Annotated in this window: 19 protein-coding genes; 3 read left to right on the top strand and 16 right to left on the bottom strand. The window is 70.0% G+C overall.

The features are described from left to right. Positions 1-42: 42 nt before the first annotated feature. The 15 genes from rpsQ to rpsL form a co-directional block, all read right to left on the bottom strand. Positions 43-351: a 30S ribosomal protein S17 gene (gene rpsQ, locus UXQ13_RS13155; RefSeq protein WP_225232919.1), complete on the bottom strand. Its 309-nt coding sequence runs from the start codon at positions 349-351 to the stop codon at positions 43-45. Beyond that, positions 348-581: a 50S ribosomal protein L29 gene (gene rpmC, locus UXQ13_RS13150; RefSeq protein ID WP_055765175.1), complete on the bottom strand. Its 234-nt coding sequence runs from the start codon at positions 579-581 to the stop codon at positions 348-350. The genes rpsQ and rpmC overlap by 4 nt, the downstream gene beginning before the upstream one ends. Beyond that, positions 581-997: a 50S ribosomal protein L16 gene (gene rplP / locus UXQ13_RS13145; RefSeq protein WP_056289191.1), complete on the bottom strand. Its 417-nt coding sequence runs from the start codon at positions 995-997 to the stop codon at positions 581-583. Before rplP ends, rpmC begins: the two co-directional genes overlap by 1 nt. 3 nt (positions 998-1,000) lie before the next feature. Next, complete coding sequence (gene rpsC, locus UXQ13_RS13140; RefSeq protein WP_225232920.1) at positions 1,001-1,933, bottom strand: 30S ribosomal protein S3; 933 nt, start codon at positions 1,931-1,933, stop codon at positions 1,001-1,003. Then, complete coding sequence (gene rplV, locus UXQ13_RS13135) at positions 1,933-2,397, bottom strand: 50S ribosomal protein L22 (protein WP_455428456.1); 465 nt, start codon at positions 2,395-2,397, stop codon at positions 1,933-1,935. The genes rpsC and rplV overlap by 1 nt, the downstream gene beginning before the upstream one ends. Positions 2,398-2,417: 20 nt before the next feature. Then, on the bottom strand, positions 2,418-2,699 hold the full coding sequence (rpsS, locus tag UXQ13_RS13130) for a 30S ribosomal protein S19 (RefSeq protein ID WP_055764633.1): 282 nt from the start codon (positions 2,697-2,699) through the stop codon (positions 2,418-2,420). Between the two features lie 17 nt (positions 2,700-2,716). Continuing rightward, the gene (gene rplB, locus UXQ13_RS13125) at positions 2,717-3,550 is read right to left on the bottom strand and encodes a 50S ribosomal protein L2 (protein WP_225232921.1); all 834 of its coding nucleotides are present in this window, start codon (positions 3,548-3,550) and stop codon (positions 2,717-2,719) included. Between the two features lie 54 nt (positions 3,551-3,604). After that, the gene (rplW, locus tag UXQ13_RS13120) at positions 3,605-3,907 is read right to left on the bottom strand and encodes a 50S ribosomal protein L23 (protein WP_014742856.1); all 303 of its coding nucleotides are present in this window, start codon (positions 3,905-3,907) and stop codon (positions 3,605-3,607) included. Next, positions 3,904-4,680: a 50S ribosomal protein L4 gene (gene rplD, locus UXQ13_RS13115; protein ID WP_225232922.1), complete on the bottom strand. Its 777-nt coding sequence runs from the start codon at positions 4,678-4,680 to the stop codon at positions 3,904-3,906. The genes rplW and rplD overlap by 4 nt, the downstream gene beginning before the upstream one ends. Further along, complete coding sequence (gene rplC, locus UXQ13_RS13110) at positions 4,677-5,342, bottom strand: 50S ribosomal protein L3 (RefSeq protein ID WP_225232923.1); 666 nt, start codon at positions 5,340-5,342, stop codon at positions 4,677-4,679. The genes rplD and rplC overlap by 4 nt, the downstream gene beginning before the upstream one ends. A 13-nt stretch (positions 5,343-5,355) precedes the next feature. After that, positions 5,356-5,661, bottom strand: a complete 306-nt coding sequence (gene rpsJ, locus UXQ13_RS13105; RefSeq protein ID WP_014742859.1) for a 30S ribosomal protein S10 — start codon at positions 5,659-5,661, stop codon at positions 5,356-5,358. A gap of 129 nt (positions 5,662-5,790) precedes the next feature. Beyond that, positions 5,791-6,984 (bottom strand): elongation factor Tu, encoded by a 1,194-nt coding sequence (gene tuf / locus UXQ13_RS13100; RefSeq protein WP_225232924.1) that lies wholly within the window; start codon positions 6,982-6,984, stop codon positions 5,791-5,793. Positions 6,985-7,090: 106 nt separating this feature from the next. Beyond that, entirely contained in the window at positions 7,091-9,178 is a 2,088-nt protein-coding gene (fusA, locus tag UXQ13_RS13095) for an elongation factor G (protein WP_225232925.1), read from the bottom strand. 106 nt (positions 9,179-9,284) lie between these two features. Next, on the bottom strand, positions 9,285-9,755 hold the full coding sequence (gene rpsG / locus UXQ13_RS13090; protein WP_055764617.1) for a 30S ribosomal protein S7: 471 nt from the start codon (positions 9,753-9,755) through the stop codon (positions 9,285-9,287). After that, a complete protein-coding gene (rpsL, locus tag UXQ13_RS13085) occupies positions 9,755-10,129 on the bottom strand; it encodes a 30S ribosomal protein S12 (protein ID WP_055764615.1) in 375 nt (124 codons plus the stop codon). Before rpsL ends, rpsG begins: the two co-directional genes overlap by 1 nt. A gap of 621 nt (positions 10,130-10,750) precedes the next feature. On the opposite strand from rpsL, the gene UXQ13_RS13080 reads away from it, so the two are divergent. The 3 genes from UXQ13_RS13080 (at position 10,751) to UXQ13_RS13070 (ending at position 13,120) form a co-directional block, all read left to right on the top strand. After that, the gene (locus tag UXQ13_RS13080) at positions 10,751-11,728 is read left to right on the top strand and encodes a S1 family peptidase (protein WP_225232926.1); all 978 of its coding nucleotides are present in this window, start codon (positions 10,751-10,753) and stop codon (positions 11,726-11,728) included. A gap of 49 nt (positions 11,729-11,777) precedes the next feature. After that, positions 11,778-12,002: a hypothetical protein gene (locus UXQ13_RS13075; protein WP_225232927.1), complete on the top strand. Its 225-nt coding sequence runs from the start codon at positions 11,778-11,780 to the stop codon at positions 12,000-12,002. A gap of 77 nt (positions 12,003-12,079) precedes the next feature. After that, positions 12,080-13,120 carry an LLM class F420-dependent oxidoreductase gene (locus UXQ13_RS13070; RefSeq protein WP_225232928.1) on the top strand — a complete coding sequence of 347 codons (1,041 nt, stop codon included), beginning with the start codon at positions 12,080-12,082 and terminating at the stop codon, positions 13,118-13,120. Positions 13,121-13,183: 63 nt separating this feature from the next. Here the strand turns inward: UXQ13_RS13070 and UXQ13_RS13065 are convergent, their stop codons facing one another. Then, positions 13,184-17,092, bottom strand: coding sequence for a DNA-directed RNA polymerase subunit beta' (locus UXQ13_RS13065; RefSeq protein ID WP_225232929.1), 3,909 nt, complete (start codon positions 17,090-17,092; stop codon positions 13,184-13,186). Between the last annotated feature and the right edge of the window lie 25 nt (positions 17,093-17,117).

Raw genomic sequence — 17,117 nt, 5'->3', positions numbered from 1 at the left:
TCCCCCGCCACCAGCGGGGGCGTCGTCGCAGCGGACTCGGGCCTACTTGGCCTTCTCGATCACGGTCACCAGGCGCCAGCGCTTGGTGGCCGAGGTGGGCCGGGTCTCCATGATCTGGACGCGGTCGCCGATGCCGGCGGTCCCGTCCTCGTCGTGCGCCTTCAGCTTGCGCGTGCGGCGCAGGATCTTGCCGTACAGGCCGTGCTTCACGCGGTCCTCGACCTCGACGACGATGGTCTTCTCCATCTTGTCGGAGACGACGAGGCCCTCACGGACCTTGCGGAAGCCGCGACCGGCCAGGCCGGGACCGGAGGCGATCGCCTCGTTGGTCTCGTCGGTGGTCTCGCTCATGCCACACCCTCGCTCGGGGCGACCGACAGACCCAGCTCGCGCTCGCGCATGATCGTGTAGATCCGGGCGATGTCGCGGCGGACGGTCTGCAGACGCCGGTTGTTGTCCAGCTGGCCGGTGGCCACCTGGAACCGCAGGTTGAACAGTTCTTCCCTCGACTCACGCAGACGCGTGGCGAGCTCGTCCACCGAGAGCTCACGGAGCTCCGGGGCGGTGAGGCCGGCAGCCATCACACCTCTCCTTCACGGGTGATGAAGCGGCACTTCATGGGGAGCTTGTGGATGGCACGACGCATCGCCTCGCGGGCGATGGGCTCGTCGACGCCGGACAGCTCGAACATGATGCGGCCGGGCTTCACGTTGGCGACCCACCACTCGGGCGAGCCCTTGCCGGAACCCATGCGGGTCTCGGCCGGCTTCTTCGTCAGCGGGCGGTCCGGGTAGATCGAGATCCACACCTTGCCGCCGCGCTTGATGTGGCGGGTCATGGCGATACGGGCGGACTCGATCTGACGGTTCGTCACGTACGCGGGCTCGAGGGCCTGGATCGCGTACTCGCCGAAGTTGATCGCGGTGCCGCCCTTGGCCCGACCGGTGCGGTCGGGACGGTGCTGCTTGCGGTGCTTGACGCGACGCGGGATCAGCATCTGTCAGCCCTCCTGGGTAGCGGTTGCCTCGGCACCCGCAGCCTCGGCGGTCGCGGTGCCCTCGGCGCCGGCGGCCTCGCCGACGCTCTGCGCCGGAGCAGCCTCGACGGTGGGCTCGACCGTGGTGGCGGTGGTGTCCTCGGCCGGGGCCTCGGCGCCGGTGGCGTCCTGCGGCTCGGCCGCAGCGCGACCGGCCTCGGTGCCGCCGGCGGTGGTGCCGGTGGAGCCGGACCGACGCGGGCGCTGGGCGCGCTCACGACGCTCCTGGCGCTGGGCGAGGGCCTGGAGGGCCTCGCGCTCGGCCCGGGAGCCGCTCGCGTCGCCCTTGTAGATCCAGACCTTCACGCCGATGCGGCCGAAGGTGGTGCGGGCCTCGTAGATGCCGTAGTCGATGTTCGCCCGGAGGGTGTGCAGGGGCACACGACCCTCGCGGTAGAACTCCGACCGGCTCATCTCGGTACCGCCCAGGCGACCGGAGCACTGCACCCGGATGCCCTTGACCTGCGGGCTGCGCTGGGCCGACTGCATGGCCTTGCGCATCGCACGACGGAAGCTGACCCGGCTGGAGAGCTGCTCGGCGACGCCCTGGGCGACCAGCTGCGCATCGGACTCGGGGTTCTTGACCTCGAGGATGTTCAGCTGCACCTGCTTGCCGGTGAGCTTCTCCAGCTCGCCGCGGATGCGGTCGGCCTCGGCGCCGCGGCGACCGATGACGATGCCGGGGCGCGCGGTGTGGATGTCGACGCGGACACGGTCACGGGTGCGCTCGATCTCCACCTTCGAGATGCCGGCGCGCTCCATGCCCTTGCCCATCAGCTTGCGGATCGCCACGTCTTCCTTGACGTAGGCCGCGTACAGCTTGTCGGCGTACCACCGGGACTTGTAGTCGGTGGTGATCCCCAGGCGGAACCCGTGCGGGTTGACCTTCTGACCCACTAGCGGGTCCCTCCCTTCGAGTTGGTCTTCTGCTGCGCGGCAGGACCGTGCTGGCCCGTGTCGCGGCGTGCCTTGCGGGACCGTGCGGCGAGCTCGGCGCTCGAGGCGACCTCGCTGACCTCGACGGTGATGTGCGCCGTGCGCTTGTTGATCCGGAACGCACGCCCCTGGGCGCGCGGACGGATCCGCTTGAGCGTCGGGCCCTCGTCGACGTAGGCGGCGCTGACGACCAGCGCAGCCGGGTCGAGCTGCAGGTTGTGCTCGGCGTTGGCCACCGCGGAGGCCAGGACCTTGGCCACCGGCTCGCTGGCCGTCTGCGGGGCGAAGCGCAGCAGCGCCAACGCCTCGTCGGTGGGCAGGTAGCGGACCATGTCCACCACCCGCCGTGCCTTCATCGGGGTGACGCGGACGAACCGGGCCGTGGCCCGGGCGACCGGTGCGTCGGTCCCCAGCTGGGAAGTCATCTCAGAATCTCCTCGTCCGCTCAGCCGCGCCGCGACCGACGGTCGTCCTTGACGTGCCCACGGAAGGTGCGCGTGGGCGCGAACTCGCCGAGCTTGTGCCCGACCATGGCCTCGGTCACGAAGACCGGGACGTGCTTGCGACCGTCGTGCACGGCCATGGTGTGGCCGAGCATGTCCGGGATGATCGTCGAACGCCGCGACCAGGTGCGGATGACGTTCTTCGTGCCCTTCTCGTTCTGGGCGTCCACCTTGGCCAGCAGGTGGTCGTCGACGAACGGGCCCTTCTTCAGGCTCCTTGGCATTGTCTTCCCCTACCCGCTCAGCGCTTCTTGTTGGTGCGACGACGGCGCACGATCATGGCGTCGGAGGCCTTGCGCTTGCGCGTGCGGCCCTCCGGCTTGCCCTTCGGGTTGACCGGGTGGCGACCACCGGAGGTCTTCCCCTCACCACCACCGTGCGGGTGGTCGACCGGGTTCATCGCGACACCGCGGACGGTCGGGCGCTTGCCCTTCCACCGCATGCGGCCGGCCTTGCCCCAGTTGATGTTCGACTGCTCGGCGTTGCCGACCTCGCCGATCGACGCGCGGCAGCGCACGTCGACGTTGCGGATCTCGCCCGAGGGCATCCGCAGCTGGGCGAACCGGCCCTCGCGGGCCACGAGCTGGACGCTCGTGCCGGCCGAGCGGGCGATCTTGGCCCCGCCACCGGGCCGCAGCTCGATGGCGTGGACCACGGTGCCGACCGGGATGTTGCGCAGCGGCAGGTTGTTGCCGGGCTTGATGTCGGCGTTGGGGCCGCACTCGACCGTGTCGCCCTGCTTGAGCTTCGCCGGGGCGATGATGTAGCGCTTCTCGCCGTCCGCGAAGTGCAGCAGCGCGATGCGCGAGGTGCGGTTGGGGTCGTACTCGATGTGCGCGACCTTGGCCGGCACACCGTCCTTGTCGGCCCGGCGGAAGTCGATGAGGCGGTAGGCACGCTTGTGCCCACCACCCTGGTGGCGCGCGGTGACGCGACCGTGGACGTTGCGACCGCCCCGGCCGTGCAGCGGGCGGACCAGCGACTTCTCGGGGTGGTCGCGGGTGACCTCGGCGAAGTCGGCGACGGACGAGCCGCGGCGGCCCGGCGTCGTCGGCTTGTACTTACGGATGGCCATGGTTCCTACTCAATCCCTGTCTGGTCTCGTGGCAGTCGCTGGTCCTCGGCGCCCTCAGGCGCCGGGGCCGCCGAACAGCTCGATGCGGTCGCCAGGGGCAACGGAGACGATGGCGCGCTTGGTGTCCTTGCGCTTGCCCATCACGGCGCCCTTGGAGCGCTTCCGCTTGCCCTGACGGTTGATCGTGTTGACGGCGAGGACCTTCACGTTGAAGACCTGCTGAACAGCGATCTTGATCTGGGTCTTGTTCGCGTCCGGGCGGACGATGAACGTGTACTTGTTCTCGTCCAGGAGCCCGTAGCTCTTCTCGGAGATCACCGGGGACAGCAGGACGTCCCGGGGGTCGCGGACGCTCATGCCTTCTCCTCGGTGTCTGCGGGAGCCGTGGCCGGGGCGACCGACGGCACCTCGCTGTCGATCTCGTGGGTCTCCAGGTCGGGGAGCTCGGAGCTGCTCGCGCTGCCCCGTCCACCCTTCGCCGGACCGGCCACGTACTCGGCGAGCGCGGCCTCGGTGAAGACCACCTCGTCGGCACACAGCACGTCGTAGGTGTTGAGCTGGCCGGCCTCGATCAGGTGCACCCGCGGCACGTTGCGCAGGCTCACCCAGTTGAGGACGTCGTCGCGGTCGAGCACGACCAGCACGCGCTTGGCGGTGCTGATCGCGTCCAGCGCGGCGAGCGCGGACTTGGTCGAGGGCGCATCGCCGGCGACGAAGGCGCTGACCACGTGCACGCGGTCCTCGCGGGCCCGGTCGGAGAGGGCACCGCGCAGGGCGGCGGCCTTCATCTTCTTGGGGGTCCGCTGGTCGTAGCTGCGCGGCTGCGGGCCGTGCGAGATGCCACCGCCCTCGAACTGCGGCGCGCGCAGCGAGCCCTGACGGGCGCGACCGGTGCCCTTCTGGCGGTACGGCTTGGCGCCGGTGCCGCTGACCTGGGCCCGCGTCTTCGTGGCGTGCGTGCCCTGGCGGGCGGCGGCCAGCTGGGCCACCACCACCTGGTGCATGAGCGACACGTTGGCGTTGGCGTCGAACAGCGCACCCGGGAGGGTGGCGGTGCCCGTCTTCTTGCCGGTGGCGTCGACCACGTCGACGCTGCGGTCGGCGCGCTCGGTCGTCTGCGAGCTGGTCACTTGGTGTCACTCCCCACGGGGCCGCCCTTGACCGCGGAGCGGACGAGGACCAACCCACCCTTCGGACCCGGGATGGCGCCCTTGATGAGCACCAGGCCCTTCTCCGTGTCGACCTTGTGGATCTTCAGGGACAGCGTGGTCGTGGTGACCGCGCCCATCCGGCCGGCCATGCGCATGCCCTTGAACACGCGACCCGGGGTGGCGCAGCCACCGATCGAGCCGGGCGAGCGGTGCTTGCGCTGCACGCCGTGTCCCGCGCCCAGGCCCTTGAACCCGTGGCGCTTCATGACACCGGCGGTGCCCTTGCCCTTGCTCTTGCCGATCACGTCGACGGTCGCCACGTCGGCGAGCACGTCAGCGGTCAGCTCCTGGCCGATCGTGTAGTCGCCGGCGTCCTTCGTGCGCAGCTCGACCAGGTGCCGTCGCGGCGTGACGCCCGCCTTGGCGAAGTGCCCGCCCTCGGGCTTGTTCACCTTGCGGGGGTCGATCGCGCCGAACCCGATCTGGACGGCCGAGTAGCCGTCCACCTCGGGGGTGCGCACCTGGGTGACCACGCACGGGCCGGCCTTGACCACGGTGATCGGCACGATGCGGTTGTTCTCGTCGAAGACCTGGGTCATCCCCAGCTTCTCGCCGAGGAGACCACGGAATGTGCTCGCCATTGTCTCGGTGCCCCTACTGGATGTTGACGTCGACCGAGGCCGGGAGGTCGATGCGCATCAGCGCGTCGACCGTCTTCGGCGTCGGGTCGAGGATGTCGATGAGTCGCTTGTGCGTACGCATCTCGAAGTGCTCCCGCGAGTCCTTGTACTTGTGCGGGGAGCGGATGACGCAGTACACGTTCTTCTCGGTCGGCAGCGGCACCGGGCCGACGACGCGCGCTCCGGTCTTCGTCACCGTGTCCACGATGCGCCGCGCCGAGGCATCGATGGCCTCGTGGTCGTAGGCCTTCAGCCGGATGCGGATCTTCTGTCCCGCCATCGCCTTGTCTCGCTCCTGCCGATCGGGTGTTGCTGGAAGTCGTAGCTGGGTCGGGTGACCCGGGATCGTGCGCCCGGGACTACCCGGGTGGTGGGTGGCGCCCGTTCACGGCCGCCACCCACCGGGGGACTACTTGTTGATCTTGACGACCCGGCCGGCGCCGACGGTGCGACCGCCCTCGCGGATGGCGAAGCGCAGGCCCTCCTCCATGGCGATCGGCTGGATCAGCTCGACCGACATCTCGGTGTTGTCGCCGGGCATGACCATCTCGGTGCCCGAGGGCAGCGTGACCACGCCGGTGACGTCCGTCGTCCGGAAGTAGAACTGGGGACGGTAGTTGTTGAAGAACGGCGTGTGACGGCCGCCCTCGTCCTTCGAGAGGATGTAGACCGAGCCCTCGAAGTTGGTGTGCGGGGTGATCGAGCCGGGCTTGACCACGACCTGGCCGCGCTCGACGTCCTCGCGCTTGATGCCGCGCAGCAGCAGGCCCACGTTGTCGCCGGCCTGGCCCTGGTCGAGCAGCTTGCGGAACATCTCGACGCCGGTGACGGTCGTCTGGGTCGAGGTCGGGCGGATGCCGACGATCTCGATGGTCTCCGACACCTTGACGATGCCGCGCTCGACGCGCCCGGTCACCACGGTGCCGCGGCCGGTGATCGTGAAGACGTCCTCGACGGGCATGAGGAACGGCTTGTCGATCTCGCGCTCGGGCTCGGGGATCGCGGTGTCGACGGCGTCCATGAGCTCCATGAGCTTGTCGGCCCACTCGGCGTCGCCCTCGAGCGCCTTCAGCGCCGAGACGCGGACGACCGGCAGGTCGTCACCCGGGAACTCGTACTCCGAGAGCAGCTCGCGGACCTCGAGCTCGACGAGCTCCAGGATCTCCTCGTCGTCCACCATGTCGGACTTGTTCAGGGCCACGACGATGTAGGGGACGCCGACCTGGCGGGCCAGGAGCACGTGCTCCTTTGTCTGCGGCATCGGGCCGTCGGTGGCGGCCACGACCAGGATCGCACCGTCCATCTGCGCGGCACCGGTGATCATGTTCTTGATGTAGTCGGCGTGCCCGGGGCAGTCGACGTGCGCGTAGTGGCGCTTCTCGGTCTGGTACTCGACGTGGGCGATGGAGATCGTGATCCCACGCGCCTTCTCCTCGGGCGCCTTGTCGATCTGGTCGAACGCGGACGCCTCGTTGAGGTTCGGGTACTTGTCGTGCAGGACCTTGGTGATCGCCGCGGTGAGCGTCGTCTTCCCGTGGTCGATGTGCCCGATGGTGCCGATGTTGACGTGCGGCTTGGTCCGCTCGAACTTGGCCTTGGCCACTGGGGTTCCTCTCCGTAAGTGTCTGTCGCAGTGCTGCTGCTGAGTCTGTGGGGTGCGGGCGGGCGCCCGCCGGATCGGGCCGCCGAGGATCAGCGGCCCGGCCCGGTCACTCTCCAGTCGCCTTGGCGATGATCTCCTTGGCGACGTTCGACGGGACCTCGGCGTAGGTGTCGAACACCATGGTGTAGCTCGCCCGTCCCTGGGTGCGGCTGCGCAGGTCACCCACGTAGCCGAACATCTCCGACAGCGGCACCAGTGCCTTGACGACGCGAGCACCGGAGCGCTCGTCCATCGCCTGGATGGTGCCACGACGGGAGTTCAGGTCACCGATCACGTCACCCATGTTGTCCTCGGGGGTGACGACCTCGACGGCCATCAGGGGCTCCAGCAGGGCCGGGCTGGCCTTGCGGGCGGCCTCCTTGAAGGCGATCGAGCCGGCGATCTTGAAGGCCATCTCCGAGGAGTCGACCTCGTGGTACGCGCCGTCGAGCAGGGTGGCCTTGACCCCGACCATGGGGTAGCCGGCGAGGATGCCGTACTGCATGGCGTCCTGCATGCCCGCGTCCACCGAGGGGATGTACTCCCGGGGGATGCGCCCACCGCTGACCTTGTTCTCGAACTCGTAGGTCGCCGAGTCCGCGGTCATCACCAGCGGCGCGAGGGCGATCTGCACCTTCGCGAACTGGCCCGAACCACCGGTCTGCTTCTTGTGGGTGTAGTCGTAGCGCTCGACGGTCGCGCGGATCGTCTCGCGGTAGGCCACCTGCGGCTTGCCGACGTTGGCCTCGACGTTGAACTCACGCCGCATCCGGTCGACCAGGATCTCCAGGTGGAGCTCGCCCATGCCCGAGATGACGGTCTGGCCGGTCTCCTCGTCCAGGCGGACCTGGAACGTCGGGTCCTCCTCGGCGAGCTTCTGGATCGCGGTGCCCAGCTTCTCCTGGTCGCTCTTGGTCTTCGGCTCGATGGCCACCGAGATGACCGGAGCGGGGAAGGTCATCGACTCCAGGATCACCGGCTTCTGCGGGTCGCAGAGGGTGTCCCCGGTCGTGGTGCCCTTCATGCCGTTGACGGCGACGATCTCGCCGGCGCCGACACCGGCACGCTCCTCACGCTTGTTCGCGTGCATCTGGTAGATCTTGCCGACCCGCTCCTTGCGGTCCTTGGTGCTGTTGAGCACCGGGGACCCGGCGTCGAGCCGGCCGGAGTAGACGCGGATGTAGGTCAGCTTGCCCAGGTGCTGGTCGGTCTGGATCTTGAACGCCAGCGCGGAGAACGGCTCGTTCTCGTCGGCGTGCCGCAGGACCTCGGTCTCGCCGTCCAGTGCCGTGCCGACGATCGCCTCGACGTCCAGCGGGCTGGGCAGGTAGTCGGTGACGGCGTCGAGCATGGGCTGGACGCCCTTGTTCTTGAACGCCGAACCGGTGACGACCGGGTTGACCTCGCCGGCGATGGTCGCCTTGCGGATCGCGGCCTTGAGCCGGTCCACGGCGATCTCCTCGCCGCCGAGGTAGTCCTCCATGAGCGAGTCGTCGAAGTCCGCGATGTTCTCGAGCAGCTTCTCGCGGTACTCCGCGGCCTGCTCGGCCAGGTCGGCGGGGATCTCCTCGATCGCGTAGTCCTCGCCCAGCTTGGTCTCGCCGCGCCAGGTCAGCGCCTTCATCTGGACCAGGTCCACGACGCCGACGAAGTCGGCCTCAGCGCCGATCGGGATCTGCAGCACCAGCGGGTTGGCCGCCAGGCGCTCGATCATCATGTCGACGCAGCGGAAGAAGTTCGCACCGGTGCGGTCGAGCTTGTTGACGAAGCACATGCGCGGGACGCCGTACTTCTCGGCCTGCCGCCAGACCTGCTCGGTCTGCGGCTCCACGCCGGCGACACCGTCGTAGACCGCGACGGCACCGTCGAGGACGCGCAGCGAGCGCTCCACCTCGACCGTGAAGTCGACGTGCCCGGGGGTGTCGATGATGTTGATGTCGAACCCGTTCCAGGTGCACTTCGTCGCGGCCGACGTGATGGTGATGCCGCGCTCCTGCTCCTGCTCCATCCAGTCCATGGTGGCCGCGCCGTCGTGGACCTCACCGATCTTGTAGTTGATCCCCGTGTAGAAGAGGATCCGCTCGGTGGTGGTGGTCTTGCCGGCGTCGATGTGCGCCATGATCCCGATGTTCCGGGTCTTGGTGAGGTTGGCCATTGCCTGCCCTTCCTGCTCTGTCCTGGTCGCGGGGCCCGGGGGTCACCCGGGGTTCGCCGCGGGGTGGCGGCTGGTGGCGCTGGTGGGTCTCACCAGCCGCCGGTGATCACCAGCGGTAGTGCGCGAAGGCCTTGTTCGACTCGGCCATCTTGTGCGTGTCCTCGCGGCGCTTGACCGCGGCACCGAGGCCGTTGCTGGCGTCGAGGAGCTCGTTCATCAGGCGCTCGGTCATCGTCTTCTCGCGACGCGACCGGGAGTACTGGATGAGCCAGCGCAGGCCGAGGGTGGTGCTGCGCGAGGCGCGCACCTCGATCGGGACCTGGTAGGTGGCGCCACCTACGCGCCGGCTGCGGACCTCGAGGGCGGGCTTGACGTTGTCCAGCGCGCGCTTGAGGGTCACGACGGGGTCGGTGTCGTTCTTGGCCCGGACGCCCTCGAGGGCGCCGTAGACGATCGCCTCGGCGATGGAGCGCTTGCCGTCGACGAGCACCTTGTTGACGAGCTGGGTGACCAGCTGCGACTGGTACACCGGGTCGACGACGAGCGGACGCTTCGGCGCGGGGCCCTTGCGCGGCATTAGCTCTTCTCCTTCTTCGCGCCGTAGCGGCTGCGAGCCTGCTTGCGACCGCGGACCGCCTGGGTGTCCAGGGAGCCACGGATGATCTTGTAACGGACGCCCGGGAGGTCCTTCACGCGGCCACCGCGCACGAGCACCATCGAGTGCTCCTGCAGGTTGTGGCCGACACCGGGGATGTACGCGGTCACCTCGACGCCGCTGGTGAGCCGGACGCGAGCGACCTTGCGCAGCGCCGAGTTCGGCTTCTTCGGCGTCGTCGTGTAGACGCGCGTGCACACGCCGCGACGCTGGGGGGAACCCTTCAACGCCGGGGTCTTGGTCTTCTCGACCTTGTCCTCGCGGCCCTTGCGGACCAGCTGCTGGATCGTGGGCATGGGTGGCCTTGAACTCCTGCCTGCGCTGGGTCGTGCTCTGGATGAGTGCGTTGCTCGTCGTGCTGGGGTGGTCCGGAGCGGTGCTCCGGTCCTGCTCCTGGCCCTACCCGCACCCGTCGTCCGGCCCCCGCGCTCGGGCGTGTCGCCTTTGCCGGGATCCGGGCTGCTGGTGAGTCGGACTCCTTCGCCCCTCGCGCCTGGTGCACGATCCCCTGGCCCCGACCGGAGCCGGGGCGGGACCCCCTGGCATCCAGGCGATCCGAGGATCGACCGGGCACCCAGGTGCGCCGCGAGCGGGAGCAGGCCCAGGTGAACCTGGGCACGGCTGACCACGATACCCGGGCGGTGGAACCCGGTCAAAGCCGGGTCCGTCACGCCAGTGCGGGCGCCGCTGCCGGGTCCGCCGACCGGGGCCGGGGTGGACGAGGCGTGCGGGCCCGGCCGTCGCGAGGGGGTGTGCACCCCCGGGCTCCGGCCGGCCGGGATCGAACCGCAGGCGACGCTACCCGCCGGCCGCCGTCCTGTCAGCCGCCGACACCCGGAGCTTCCTCGTTGTCGGACCCCGCGCCTACGGTCGGGAGCCGAACCGTCACAGGCAGATCACCCACCCCGGAGGCCACCGTGCGCGTCGACACCGCCCGCGAGCTCAAGGCCGCGCTGTCCCGCCGGCTGTCGGAGGCGCCGCCCGGGACGGTGGTGGCCAGCGACGCACCGGGGTCCTGGAGCGGGGTCGCCCTGGGCCTCGCACCGGTCGGCCCGGACCAGGTGCACCTGGCGGTCCGGCTGCTCGCCGAGGCCGACGTCCGGCTGGTCCTCGACGGCCTGGACGACGCCGCCCGCGCCGAGGTCGACGTCCGGGTCATCGGGCCGGTCCGCCCGCAGCGCTCCCCCACCCCCGAGGAGCTCCAGCGGCGCACCCGCCCGCTGGTGCCCGGCCTGTCGGTCGCCCACCCGACCGTCACCGCCGGGACGCTGGGCGGTTTCGTCCGGCGGTCGGGCACCGCCGGGCTGCTGGTGCTGTCCAACAACCACGTGCTGGCCGCGAGCGACGCGGCCGCCGAGGGCGACCCGGTGCTGCAGCCCGGCCCCGCGGACGGCGGCACCGACGCCGACCGGGTCGGCACGCTGACCGCCTTCGAGCGCTTCGTGGCCACCGGCAACCTGGTCGACGCCGCGGTGGCCGCCCTCGACGAGGGCGTGGACGCCGACCCGGCCGGCTACCCGGGCGGGGCCCTCCTGGCCGACGTGCTCGCCGCCGAGGACGTCGACCCGGACGAGGCGGTGGAGAAGGTCGGGCGCACCACCGGCCACACCCGGGGCCGGATCACCGCCGTCGAGGTGGACGGCGTCGGCGTGCAGTACGACGCCGACGTGGTGCACACCTTCGACGACCAGCTCGAGATCGAGGGCGTCGACGGGTCCTTCAGCGACGGGGGCGACTCGGGCTCGGTGATCTGGCGCAGCAGCGACCGTGCGCCGCTGGGCCTGCTGTTCGCCGGGTCCACCCAGGGCGGCAGCAACGGGGGCGGCGTCACGTTCGCCAACCCGCTCGCCACGGTGCTGCGGGTGCTCGGGTTGACCTGGGTGTCCGGGGCCTGACGGGTCGGTGGGCCTGGACCGGGGACGGGAGCGGGTCCACCATGGGTGGATGACCGACCGACCCACCGCCCGCGCCGCCAAGGCGGTGCTGACCGCCCGGCTCGCCGGTGCACCCGGGATCGCCGGGGTCGGGCTGGCCAGGCAGGACGCCGACTACGTGCTGCGGGTCGACCTGGCCGAGGCGGCCGCCGGTGCCCGGGTGCCCGGCACCGTCGACGGCGTCGCCGTGGTCACCCGGGTGATAGGCACGGTCCGCGCGCTGCCGGCCACCTGACCCGAGCGGCACCTCCGTGCCACGCTGCCGGTACGGACGGCGTCGACGAGGACGCCCCGCCGACGAGGAGGACCCGCGTGCGCATCGGCATCCAGACCAGCTACTCCGGTGACTTCCGGCAGACCGCCCAGGAGATCGTCGACCTCGAGCAGGTCGGCCTCGACGTGGCGATGGTCGCGGAGGTCTACACGTTCGACGCGGTGAGCCAGCTCGGCTACCTCGCCGCGGTCACCGACCGGGTCGAGCTGATGAGCGGCATCCTGCCGATCTACAGCCGCACCCCGGCGCTCACCGCCATGACGGCCGCCGGCCTGGACTTGGTCTCCGACGGGCGGTTCACCCTCGGCCTGGGCGCGTCCGGTCCCCAGGTCGTGGAGGGCTGGCACGGCGTGCCCTACGACGCCCCGCTGGCCCGCACCCGCGAGGTGGTGGAGATCTGCCGGTCGGTGTGGCGCCGGGAGCGGCTCGAGCACGCCGGGCCGAAGTACACGATCCCGCTGCCCGCCGACCAGGGCACCGGTCTGGGCAAGCCGCTCAAGCTCATCAACACCCCGGTCCGGGAGCGCATCCCGGTGCTGCTGGCCGCCATCGGCCCCAAGAACGTCCAGCTGGCCGCGGAGGTGGCCGAGTACTGGGAACCCATCTTCTTCCACCCGGAGAAGGCACATGACGTGTGGGGCGCCTCGCTGGACGCCGGCAAGGCGCAGCGCGACCCCGCCCTCGGCGAGCTCGGCGTCGTGGCCGGTGTCCCGGTCGCCATCGGCGACGACGTCGAGGGACTGCTGGAGTTCGTCAAGCACGGCGTCGCCCTGTACGTGGGCGGGATGGGCGCGAAGGGGAAGAACTTCTACAACGACCTCGCCGTCCGGTACGGCTTCGCCGAGGAGGCCGCCACCATCCAGGACCTCTACCTCGCCGGCCGCAAGGAGGAGGCGGCCGCCGCGGTGCCCGACGAGCTCGTCCGGCAGACGTCGCTGATCGGGCCGGAGTCGTGGGTGGCCGAGCGGGTGGCCGCCTTCGCGGAGGCCGGGGTCACCGTGCTCACCGCCCAGCCGCTCGACGACACCCCGGCCGGCCGACGTCGCACCATCGAGACGTTGGCCCGCATCGCCCGCTAGGCACCCCGCGAACGCGAGAGGCCCCGCAGACCATCAGGTCTGCGGGGCCTCTGCGTCGGCGGATCAGCTCCGCCAGTCGTACTCCTCCAGGCGGACGGCCTCGCCGCTGCCCGAACCGAACACGTCGGGGCTGTAGTACTGCCCGTCGTCGTAGCCGGCCATCGTGTAGACCGCGGCGCGGGCCTCCTCGGTGGGCTCGACCGTGATGTTGCGGTAGCGGCTGATCCCGGTGCCGGCCGGGATCAGCTTGCCGATGATCACGTTCTCCTTCAGACCGCGCAGGCTGTCGCTCTTGCCCTGGATCGCGGCGTCGGTGAGCACCTTGGTCGTCTCCTGGAACGAGGCCGCGGACAGCCACGACTCCGTCGCCAGGGACGCCTTCGTGATCCCCATGAGGACCGGACGGGCCGAGGCCGGCTCGCCGCCCTCGGACACCACCCGACGGTTCTCCGTCTCGAAGATGGTCCGCTCGATCAGCGCACCGGGCAGGAAGTCGGTCGCGCCCGAGTCGATGATGGTCACCCGCTTCAGCATCTGGCGGATGATCACCTCGATGTGCTTGTCGTGGATCGACACGCCCTGGCTGCGGTAGACCTCCTGGACCTCGCGGACGAGGTGCAGCTGCACCTCGCGCGGGCCCATGATCCGCAGCACCTCGTGCGGGTCGACAGCACCCTCGGTGAGCTGCTCGCCGACGTCGACGTGGCCGCCGTCCTCGACGCGCAGCCGCGACCGGCGCGACAGCTTCTCGTACACGACGTCCTCGGACCCGTCGTCGGGGGCGATGGTGAGCTTGCGGAACTGCTCGCCGTCGTCGATCGACACGGTGCCCGCCACCTCGGCGATGGGGGCCTTGCCCTTGGGGACGCGCGCCTCGAAGAGCTCCACGATGCGCGGCAGGCCGTGGGTGATGTCGTCACCGGCCACACCACCGGTGTGGAAGGTGCGCATCGTCAGCTGCGTGCCGGGCTCGCCGATCGACTGGGCGGCGATGATGCCGACCGCCTCGCCGACGTCCACGAGCTTGCCGGTCGCCAGCGACCGGCCGTAGCAGGTGGCGCAGGTGCCCAGCAGGGACTCGCAGGTGAGCACGCAGCGCACCTTGACCTCGCTGATGCCGGCGTCGACCAGCTCGGCGATGAGGACGTCGCCCAGGTCGGCACCGGCCGTGGCCAGCACCGTCCCGTCCGAGGCCTCGACGTCGGCGGCCAGGGCCCGGGCGTACACGCCGGTCTCGACGTGCGCGTCGCGGGTGACCTTGCCGTCGAGGACGGTGCCGATCGGCATCAGGACACCGCGCTCGGTGCCGCAGTCCTCCTCGCGGATGATGACGTCCTGCGACACGTCCACCAGACGACGGGTGAGGTACCCGGAGTCGGCGGTGCGCAGCGCGGTGTCGGCCAGGCCCTTGCGGGCGCCGTGCGTGGAGATGAAGTACTCCAGCACGGACAGACCCTCGCGGAAGTTCGCCTTGATCGGCCGCGGGATGATCTCGCCCTTGGGGTTGGCGACCAGACCACGCATGCCGGCGATCTGGCTGATCTGCATCATGTTGCCTCGGGCGCCCGAGTTGACCATGACCCACACCGGGTTCGTGGTGGGGAAGTTGTCCACCATCGCCTGGCTGACCTCGGCCCGCGCGCGGGTCCAGATCTCGATGAGCTCGGCACGACGCTCGGAGTCGGTGATGACGCCGCGCTCGTACTGCTTCTCGATCTTGCGGGCCTCGTCCTCGTGGCGCTCCAGGATCGCGGCCTTGGCCGGCGGGGTCACGACGTCGTCGATGGCGATCGTGATGCCCGCGCGGGTGGCCCAGTGGAACCCGGCCGCCTTCAGGGCGTCCAGGGTCGCGGCCACCTGCACCTTGGCGTAGCGCTCGGCGAGGTCGTTGACGATCGCCCCGAGCTCCTTCTTCGGCACCTGGTAGTTGACGAAGCGGTAGTCCTCGGGCAGGGCCTCGTTGAACAGGACCCGACCCAGCGACGTGCTGACGATCGCCGGCCCGCCCGGCTCCCAGCCCTCGGGGGCCTCCCACGCGTCGTTCTTCGGGCCGTTGTCGACGCCGAAGACCTCGTCGAGGCGGATGAGCACGCGCTCCTGGATGCCGATGGCACCCCGGTCGTAGGCCATGACGGCCTCCGAGGCGGACCCGTAAGCCTTGGGCAGCTCGTCGGCACCGCGCTCGTCGGCCGCGGCCTTGAGCGTCGTGAGGTGGTAGATGCCCAGCACCATGTCCTGGGTCGGCGCGGTGATCGGACGACCGTCGGCCGGGCTCAGGATGTTGTTCGAGCTCAGCATCAGGATCCGGGCCTCGGCCTGCGCCTCGGCCGACAGCGGCAGGTGCACCGCCATCTGGTCACCGTCGAAGTCCGCGTTGAACGCGGTGCACACGAGCGGGTGGATCTGGATGGCCTTGCCCTCGACCAGCTGGGGCTCGAAGGCCTGGATGCCCAGGCGGTGCAGCGTGGGTGCCCGGTTGAGCAGCACCGGGTGCTCGGTGATGACCTCCTCCAGCACGTCCCACACGACCGGGCGCGCACGCTCGACCATCCGCTTGGCGGACTTGATGTTCTGGGCGTGGTTGAGGTCCACGAGCCGCTTCATCACGAAGGGCTTGAACAGCTCCAGGGCCATCTGCTTGGGCAGACCGCACTGGTGCAGCTTGAGCTGCGGGCCGACGACGATGACCGAACGGCCGGAGTAGTCGACGCGCTTGCCCAGCAGGTTCTGGCGGAACCGGCCCTGCTTGCCCTTGAGCAGGTCGCTCAGGGACTTCAGGGGCCGGTTGCCCGGGCCGGTGACCGGACGGCCACGGCGACCGTTGTCGAACAGCGCGTCCACGGACTCCTGGAGCATCCGCTTCTCGTTGTTGACGATGATCTCCGGGGCGCCCAGGTCGAGCAGGCGCTTGAGCCGGTTGTTCCGGTTGATCACGCGGCGGTACAGGTCGTTCATGTCCGACGTGGCGAACCGGCCACCGTCGAGCTGGACCATCGGGCGCAGGTCCGGCGGGATCACCGGGACGGCGTCCAGGACCATGCCCATGGGCGAGTTGCGGGTCTGCTGGAACGCCGCGACGACCTTGAGCCGCTTGAGCGCGCGCAGCTTGCGCTGGCCCTTGCCGTTGCGGATGGTGTCGCGCAGCGAGACGGACTCGGCGTCGAGGTCGAACTCGGCGAGCAGCTTCTGCAGCGCCGCGGCACCCATGCCGCCCTCGAAGTACTCCCCGAAGCGGTCGCGCAGCTCGCGGTAGAGGCCCTCGTCGGCGATGAGCTGCTTGACGTCGAGCTTGCGGAAGGTGTCCATGACCTCGTCGAGACGGTCGATCTCCCGCTGCGAGCGGTCGCGCATCTGGCGCATCTCGCGCTCGCCGCCCTCGCGCACCTTGCGGCGCACGTCGGACTTGGCGCCCTCGGCCTCGAGCTCGGCGAGGTCGGCCTCCAGCTTCTGCTGGCGACCCTCCACGTCGGCGTCCCGGCGGCTCTCCAGGTTGTGCTTCTCGGCGCTGATCTCGGCCTCGATCGTCGGGAGATCGCGGTGGCGCGCCTCGTCGTCGACGTTGGTGATCAGGTAGGCCGCGAAGTAGATGATCTTCTCGAGGTCCTTGGGCGCCAGGTCGAGCAGGTAGCCCAGCCGGGACGGCACACCCTTGAAGAACCAGATGTGGGTCACCGGGGCGGCGAGCTCGATGTGCCCCATGCGCTCACGACGGACCTTGGCCCGGGTCACCTCGACGCCGCAGCGCTCGCAGATGATGCCCTTGAACCGGACCCGCTTGTACTTGCCGCAGTAGCACTCCCAGTCCCGGGTGGGACCGAAGATCTTCTCGCAGAAGAGGCCATCCTTCTCCGGACGCAGGGTCCGGTAGTTGATGGTCTCGGGCTTCTTCACCTCGCCGTGGGACCACTGGCGGATGTCGTCACCGCTGGCGAGGCCGATGCGCAGTTCGTCGAAGAAGTTGACGTCGAGCAACTGATTACCCCTTTCCGGGGCTAGT

Source organism: Klenkia terrae (assembly GCF_037083865.1).
In the GTDB taxonomy this organism is placed as follows: domain Bacteria; phylum Actinomycetota; class Actinomycetes; order Mycobacteriales; family Geodermatophilaceae; genus Klenkia; species Klenkia terrae.
This window is presented reverse-complemented; position numbering and strand designations above follow the sequence as displayed.